This is a genomic window from Nocardia sp. NPDC004722, from assembly GCF_053601505.1.
The window spans coordinates 1-6,273 of sequence record NZ_JBSGBY010000507.1 but is presented as its reverse complement, the minus strand read 5'-3'; the positions used below and the strand labels follow the sequence as shown (position 1 = coordinate 6,273).

The window sequence follows — 6,273 nt, the reverse complement described above, 5'->3', positions numbered from 1 at the left end:
GATGCCGATGCATCCGGGGCGATTGCTCGAAAACCCTTCGCGGAACGCGAATTAGCGGCCGAAAGAACCGGTCCAGAGGGTGTTGAGGAGGCCGCCCAGGGCGGCGCTACCGGTGTTCAGAACGCCGTTCAGCGCAGCGGAACCAGTGTCGATGATAACCGGGATCATGTTTCAACCTCTCTCTAGTGACGCCGTCGCTCGGGATTTCCGCTCGACGACTGGGCCCACACTGCCGATCGTTTCTTAGGCGAACCTTTTCCATTGCTAAGAGGTTGCTGAGACGAGGTGTGTGGCCGGTCACATGAGAGAGAACTGTCCAGTTCCTACTGCGGCGGGGCGGCGCCCTGCGAGTAGAGACTCACCTCGCCGTCCTCCCCCAGAAACGCGTTGACCAGCATCGTTCCGCTGGAACGCAATTCGTCCGGGTCCGGCGCGGCGGTGGTGATGGAGATCTGCGGGAGGGCTCCCCAGTTGACGACGAATCGGTCGGGGGGTCCGTTGTCGTCGGACAGATGCGCGAGACGGAACACCGATACCGTCCGGCGAACAATGAGATTCCGGACGACTTCGGCAATTCGCTCGGGGTCTTCCAGCGCGAACATGAAACCGAATCGCAGCTCCGGTGAAGACGCATAGGCTGGCACGAATATCGAGGCTAACGGACTATGGCGCGTCGCGCCCCCGGCGCGCCGCACGGATAGCTATTCATAAGCCTCGGTAACCGATCCCGCTCGGGGCAGGGCGCGTACCGGTGGCGACCGGTGATCGAACCCGTCTCACCCGCCGCCCGCGCAGGTGTCGATCAGCCTTCAACCGCAGCGGCCGTGTGACCGTCTTGTAATGCTGTATAACAATTTTCAGGCAGCTTCGACGATCACGCGCCCGATGGTTGCGCCCCTCCGACTATCGCGCTTTCCTGAATATGTCCCGCATTATCGGACAGTCTTCTCACCGCATCGTCGCGGATTTCCCGGTTACTTCACCGTGTCGCTGGTGGTGGGCTGTTGCGTTCCGGGTGCGGGGCTGCGCCGGAGCCGAGGGGAGCCCCTCCCCGAAACCCCCTCGGCCCTGGCGCATCCAAGCATGCGACGGCGAGGGTGGGATTTTTCATGGCAACCGACTACACCGGAGCGGGATTCGGGGCCGAACTCCCATCGCCATCAACGCTGTTGCGCGCCTTCCGGGAACCCATCGGCTCCGATCGTCGCGATCGCGACGTCCTCGAATCAGCCCACGAACTGGTGCGATGCCACGAGAATCGACATCGCGCCCTGGACGCGGCGCATGCCGCCGACGCCACCCCCGACGATGTCGCCGACTGGACCCACCGCATCGACAAGATCGACATCCAGCGCGACGAACTGGTGACCCGCATCGACGACTGGGTGGCGGCCAATATCCCGCACCGCGCCGGCGCCTCCCTGCACACCGAGACACTCGGCGCGGTGATCGACCGGATGGCCGCGAAATGGGTTGTCGCACAACGGGCCCTGGGCAACAACGGCCAGGACCCGGTGCGCGCACCGAGAGCAACCGACGGACGGCCGCGGCGACGCGCGGTGGCCCACCGCATCAGCGAGGACCGGCCCCGCCACAGCGTGGACACGGACGCCCACCTGCAGTGGTACCGGCTCGCCGAGCTGGCCGACGGCTATCGGGATCTGATCACGGAAGTCGCCCAACACCGCAGGCGACTCCCGACCTGGTGAGAAACCCCAACTCTCGGGGGCTCTCAGGGGCTTCGCCCCTGAAACCCCAGGAGAGTCAGCGGGGGTCAATTACCTCGGCGTCGATGACGTCGCCTGTCTCCACGCGCTCGCTCACGACCGGCTTCGTTGCCGAATCGCCTTGGGCGGGTGCGGGTTCCGGGGTTTCGTCGAAATCGTCGTCGAGGTCGTCGGCCAGGCTCTCGGCCTCCGCGCGCTGGGCGCGGGCGTCCTGCTCGGCGGCCGCGGCGGCCTCTCGCATCTCGATGGCGTCGGTGATCCAATCACCGATCTCGCGCGTCACCTCGGCGACGGTGCCGGTGATGATCGATGCGATATTGCCGACGTGCCGTGCTCCGGACGACGTCAATTCCTGGATCAGATCCTTGTTGCTCTCGAATTTAGAAATCATTCACACGCCCACTTCTGTCTGCGATGCCGTAGTCGCCTGGGTACCCGATTCCGTGTCCGCCCCTCGGCGCATCACGATAACACCGGGATGTGTCGAATTCTTGACCAGGAACGGCGGCAGCGCCAGCTTGAACAGCTTTCCCCAGACCGAGCCGATCTGCGCGGAGAAGCGTCCGGTGTTGTAGGGCAGGCCGTGCTTCTCGCACAGCGCGGCCACCTCGGGCGCGATTTCCGGGTAGCGGTTGGCAGGCAGATCCGGGAACAGGTGGTGCTCGATCTGGTGCGACAGATTCCCGGACATGATGTGGAACAGCTTGGAGCCCTTGATATTGGCCGAACCCAGCATCTGCCGGACGTACCACTCGCCCTGGGTCTCCTCGGCGCACTCCTCCTGGGTGAACGTCTGTACGCCGGAGGGGAAGTGCCCGCAGAAGATGATCGAGAACGTCCACAGGTTGCGCACGATATTGGCGGTGAAGTTGGCCGTCAGCGTGGACAGGAACAGCGGTCCGGTCAGCGCCGGGAACACCACGTAGTCCTTGAGCACCTGGCGGCTGGCCTTGCGCCACTGGCCCTTGACCAGCGTCTTGATCTCCGACCAGGACTTCTTGCCCTTGACGATGTTCTCGACCTCGAGGTCGTGGCCCATCACGCCCCACTCGAAGGCCAGCATCAGGATGAAGGCGTAGAGCGGGTTGCCCAGCCGCAGCACGTTCCAGCTCTGCGCCTCGTCGATGCGCAGGATGCCGTAACCGATGTCGCGGTCCATGTCGAGGATGTTGGTGTAGGTGTGGTGCATGTAGTTGTGCGAGTGCCGCCACTGATCGGCCGGGCAGACCGTATCCCATTCGAAGACACGGGAATTCAGCGTCGGCTCGCGCATCCAGTCCCACTGGCCGTGCATGACGTTGTGGCCGATCTCCATATTGTCGAGAATCTTGGAGATGCTCAGCGCGGCCACCCCGGCCAGCCAGAACGGCGGCAGGAAGCCCAGGTAGAGCAGGCCGCGGCCGGCGATCTCGAAGCCGCGCTGGGCGCGGATGACGTTGTAGATGTACTCGCGGTCGGCGTCGCCGAGATCGGCGGTGATGCGGGCACGCAGGGCGTCGAGCTCGCGGCCGATCTCCTCGACCTGATCGACGGACAGGACCAGTGGACCTTCGGTGGTTTCGGTGAGAATGGCCATTGGAATCCCCTTTTCGGATGGCAATCGTCTAGATGGCGATATCGACGTCCCCGACGGGGGCGCTGATGCAGAGCTGAATGGGCTGATCCGGGTCGCTGTCGAGCTCCCCGGTGCGCAGATTGCGGGTGCAGCCGCTGCGCTTGACGGCCGTGCAGGTGAAGCAGATACCCATGCGGCAGCCGTACTCCGGGCTCAGGCCCGCGGATTCGGCCTGCTCGAGCAGGGATTCACCACTGTTCTCGGCGACCACGCCGCTGTCGGAGAAGGTCACCTTGCCCTCGGCGTCGTCCGGGTTCACCACGGCGGAGGCCAGGGTGAACTCCTCGCTGTGCAGCCGGTCGCCGAGCTGCTCGGCCTCGTAGACGGTGCGCACCGCGGCCATCAGGCCGGGCGGACCGCACAGGTAGGTCTGGGCGATCGGGAACCAGGGCGCGAGCGATTCCAGCTCGTCGTAGCCGAAGTTGGCGTCGCGCTGGGTCTCCGGGTAGCGGAACTCGACACGGACATTGCCGTGCTGCATGGCGATCGCCTCGAGCTCCTGGCGATGCGGCACCCATTCCGGAGAACGGTTGTAATGCAGGAACAGGATGCGGCCGCGGTAGCCCTCGTTGGCCAGGGTGCGCAGCATGGACAGCACGGGGGTGATGCCGCTGCCACCGCTGATGAGCACGATCTGCTCGGGGCGCGGTGCGGGCAGGTGGAAGACGCCGGCGGCGGGCTCGAGATCCACGACCATGCCTGGAATCGCGTTCTCGTGCAGGTAGTTCGAGACGATCCCGTGCGGGTGCGCCTTGATGGTGAGCTCGATGTGCCGGTCGCGACGGCCGTCGGCGTTGACGGGCGAATAGCAGCGGGTGTGGCGAACGCCGTCGATCACCACACCGATCTGGATGTATTGCCCCGCGATATGCCCGGTCCACTGGCGGCCCGGCTTGAGCGTCAGGGTGACCGACCCGACGGCGCTGCGCCGCACATGGGTGATCTCCGCGCGCATCGAGCGCCTGGTCAGCGTGGGTCGGACCAGCTCCAGGTAGCGGTCCAGCGGGTGCGGGGTGGTCATGGTCTTCGACACGAGGTCGAGTAGTCCGACCATGTGAGCCTCCTGGATTTCGGTGCACATCTGTACACTGAGATAGTGTGCCCGGTGAAGCCGGTCCAGTTCAACCGGCAGTTCGTGTGACCCACACGACATCTCACGAATGGAACGAATGTGAACGCATGTATGCTCATCGACGTGAGCGAGCAGGCAGCTACCCGAGTCGAGCGCAAGGAGCGCACCCGCGCCGCACTGCTCGACGGCACCCTCGCCCTGGCCGCCGACCGCGGCTTCGCAGCCCTGTCACTACGGGAGATCGCCCGCTCGGCCGGCATCGTGCCGACCGCGTTCTATCGGCACTTCACCTCGCTCGACGAACTGGGCACCACGCTGGTCGAGGCCGGTGTACGCCAATTGCGGCTGGCGCTGCGGGAAATGCGGCGCACCCCGAATTCGACGCTGGCGCAGACCGTGCGCTTCGTGTTCGAACAGGTGGACGGCAATCGCGATCTGTGGGGCTTCCTCATTCGCGAACGGCACGGCGGCTCGGCGGCGCTGCGCGGGGCCATTTCGGTCGAAATGCAGCTCATCGAGCGGGAACTGGTGGTCGACCTGTCGCGGGTGCGGGCGCTGGACTCCTGGTCACCCGATGATCTGGAGCTGGCCGCCGACCTCATCGTCTCCACGGTCGCCGACCGGATCGCCGACTATCTGATGGCCGAATCCCGCGAGAGCACGCGCACCGTCGAGCGCGCGGTGCTACAGGTCCGGCTCATCGCGCTCGGCATGGGCGCCTGGCGGCCCTGAACTCCCGGACTCCGGTTCAGCGGCCGCGCAGGTCGTCTCCGCGAACCGGCAGCAGCAGCATCAGACCGACGATCAGGACCAGTAACAGGCCGACGATGCCCGCGCGCTCGGCATCGAAAGCCCACACGAAGAAACCGAAAAGGGTTGGGGCGAGGAACGATACGGCCCGGCCCGTGGTGGCGTAGAGGCCGAACAGCTGGCCCTCACGTCCCGGCGGGGCCAGCCGGGCCAGGAACGAGCGCGCCGAAGCCTGTGCGGGGCCGACGAATACGGTCAGCAGCAGGCCGAAGATCCAGAACATCAGCGGACCCGACACCACCAGCAGGAACGCCCCACAGACGATCATGCCGAGCAGTGCGGTGACGATCACCGGCTTCGGTCCGGTGCGGTCGTCGAACCGGCCGCCCAACAAGGCCCCCAGCGCCGCAACCACATTCGCGGCGATACCGAACAACAGCACATCCGCATCCGCGATCCCGTACACCCGCACGGCCAGGATCGCGCCGAAGGTGAACACGCCCGCCAGCCCGTCCCGGAAGATCGCGCTGGCCAACAGGAAGCCGACGGTCCGCCGGTCGGCCTGCCACAGCTCCCGGATATCGCGCCAGAGCACGCGATACGAGCTCAGGAACGCCCGCGCGGGCACCGCCGCGCCGGGATCGGCTGCGGTGCGGGGGACTTCGGGCACGTAGCGGAACAGCGGCAAGGCGAAGACGGCGAACCACACCGCCGCCAGCACCGCCACCACCCGGATATTCAGCCCGTCCGCGATCGGCATCCCGAGCAGCCCGCGGTGCTCCCCCTTCCCCGCGATGAATCCGACGTAGCAGATCAGCAGCAACACAATCCCGCCGAAATACCCCATCGACCAACCGAATCCGGAGATCCGCCCCACCGTGGAGGGCGTGGAAACCTGCCGCAACATGGCGAAGTACGGCACATGTGACAGCTCGAACGCCGCCGACCCCACCGCCAGCAACACCAATCCCACCCACAGGTAGTGGTAGTCCTCGCGCACGAAGAACATGGCCTCGATGCCCCCGACCGTCACCGTCGGCGAGCCGGGTCAAAAACCACGGTCCGGCAAGCGGATTCAGATCTGCGGCACGAGCATAAGCGGACCGGTC

Annotated in this window: 8 protein-coding genes; 3 read left to right on the top strand and 5 right to left on the bottom strand. The window is 65.7% G+C overall.

Features of this window, described 5'->3' with window-relative positions; translation table 11 throughout:
- Window positions 1-186: hypothetical protein (locus ACWELQ_RS34825; RefSeq protein ID WP_452401267.1), on the top strand; the 186-nt coding region annotated here is incomplete at its 5' end.
- Between the two features lie 137 nt (window positions 187-323).
- Here ACWELQ_RS34825 and ACWELQ_RS34820 read toward each other — a convergent pair.
- Window positions 324-644: a hypothetical protein gene (locus ACWELQ_RS34820; RefSeq protein WP_452401266.1), complete on the bottom strand. Its 321-nt coding sequence runs from the start codon at window positions 642-644 to the stop codon at window positions 324-326.
- 465 nt (window positions 645-1,109) lie between these two features.
- Here ACWELQ_RS34820 and ACWELQ_RS34815 point away from each other — a divergent pair, with 465 nt between their 5' ends.
- Entirely contained in the window at window positions 1,110-1,709 is a 600-nt protein-coding gene (locus tag ACWELQ_RS34815) for a DUF4254 domain-containing protein (protein WP_452401265.1), read from the top strand.
- Window positions 1,710-1,764: 55 nt separating this feature from the next.
- Here ACWELQ_RS34815 and ACWELQ_RS34810 read toward each other — a convergent pair whose 3' ends face one another.
- From ACWELQ_RS34810 to ACWELQ_RS34800, 3 genes are read right to left on the bottom strand one after another with little or no spacing between them, the layout of a single operon-like run.
- A complete protein-coding gene (locus ACWELQ_RS34810; protein ID WP_452401264.1) occupies window positions 1,765-2,118 on the bottom strand; it encodes a hypothetical protein in 354 nt (117 codons plus the stop codon).
- Window positions 2,119-3,303, bottom strand: a complete 1,185-nt coding sequence (locus tag ACWELQ_RS34805) for a fatty acid desaturase family protein (protein ID WP_452401263.1) — start codon at window positions 3,301-3,303, stop codon at window positions 2,119-2,121.
- A gap of 28 nt (window positions 3,304-3,331) precedes the next feature.
- Window positions 3,332-4,396: a ferredoxin reductase gene (locus ACWELQ_RS34800; RefSeq protein WP_452401262.1), complete on the bottom strand. Its 1,065-nt coding sequence runs from the start codon at window positions 4,394-4,396 to the stop codon at window positions 3,332-3,334.
- 129 nt (window positions 4,397-4,525) lie between these two features.
- Between ACWELQ_RS34800 and ACWELQ_RS34795 the strand changes: the two genes are divergently transcribed.
- Entirely contained in the window at window positions 4,526-5,146 is a 621-nt protein-coding gene (locus ACWELQ_RS34795; protein ID WP_452401269.1) for a TetR family transcriptional regulator, read from the top strand.
- Between the two features lie 16 nt (window positions 5,147-5,162).
- On the opposite strand, the gene ACWELQ_RS34790 is transcribed toward ACWELQ_RS34795, so the two are convergent.
- Window positions 5,163-6,173, bottom strand: a complete 1,011-nt coding sequence (locus tag ACWELQ_RS34790) for an MFS transporter (RefSeq protein WP_452401268.1) — start codon at window positions 6,171-6,173, stop codon at window positions 5,163-5,165.
- Window positions 6,174-6,273: the final 100 nt, after the last annotated feature.